Raw genomic sequence first — 1,025 nt, 5'->3', positions numbered from 1 at the left:
TAACGCCTAAATCAGGTGCGCCGTAGGCGTCACCTGGATTTTCTTGTTAGAATTCAAATTCCTCGACGCCAATAATTTGATCGTTTATTGACTCTATAAATTGACAAGCGGTCTGTACTAAAGTTGATAGCTCTTCATCGGAGACAACTACAGACTCACCGTCTTTGTTTTTTCCACCTCTGTGAACTAAGTCATGCCTTTTCAAAATGGCTTTGAAGATCAAGGATAAATCCTTGGGAAAATCTACATCCAAAGCATCCTTAAACATGGGCTTAATTTTTTTAATATTGTGCCACATTAACCCGAGAAGATAGTTTTTGACCTCTTTTTCGATTTCGCTATGTTTTTTGAAAACCTCTGACAACTTGAAGGTTCTCTCAGAAAATTCAGGGTTTGTTTCAACGAACTTTATTAGCTTGTCCTTGTCATTTAGCACTTCATTTATAAAGGCATCAGAAAGATATGTCTCGATCGCTGTGATTACATTGACATAAAGTAGACCTAAAAGGTGTTCTTTAACATTACCTTTCGTATCAATATTTGATTTGGATATTTGTCGTATATGGTCAATATTTCTCATAAAGGAAGCATAGGATTCATTCCCAGTAACAATGAAATCAAAGTATGAATCTTCATAATCCTCTGGCTTCTCTTTACCTGTCCATTCGTAGCACTCTGCTGAAAGCTCTTCAGCTAGCTTCTCAACTAACTCTAAATCGACATATTCATGGAATATTCCTAACTCTTCACTTGGATAGTAAGGTCCACCCCAAATATAAATGTACCCACCTTCTGCTGTTTCGTATGGAGTCCTTTCTGCTGGATCTTCGTAGTTCTCGTAGAACCAATCCCGCATCAATTCGACTATTTCTCGTTCATCAAGACCTTCAAAGTCTTCTTTTGAAAACTCTGATTCATAATTCTCATTTTCTGAATTCTGCACGATACTACCTTTTGAATTCTAACGCTTGCATGAGGGGCGCCGCCGCAGGCGGCGTCCCTTTGATGCACTTGTTACCCGCTTT

At 38.6% G+C, this 1,025-nt stretch carries 1 protein-coding gene; it reads right to left on the bottom strand.

Features of this window, described 5'->3' with window-relative positions:
* Positions 1-46: 46 nt before the first annotated feature.
* Entirely contained in the window at positions 47-943 is an 897-nt protein-coding gene (locus M3P05_RS21150; RefSeq protein WP_249701972.1) for a HEPN domain-containing protein, read from the bottom strand.
* Positions 944-1,025: the final 82 nt, after the last annotated feature.

It is taken from the genome of Parendozoicomonas callyspongiae, from assembly GCF_023502345.1.
Taxonomy (GTDB): domain Bacteria; phylum Pseudomonadota; class Gammaproteobacteria; order Pseudomonadales; family Endozoicomonadaceae; genus Sansalvadorimonas; species Sansalvadorimonas callyspongiae.
Note: the sequence above shows the minus strand (reverse complement) of the source record. Positions and strands in the feature narration are given on the sequence as shown.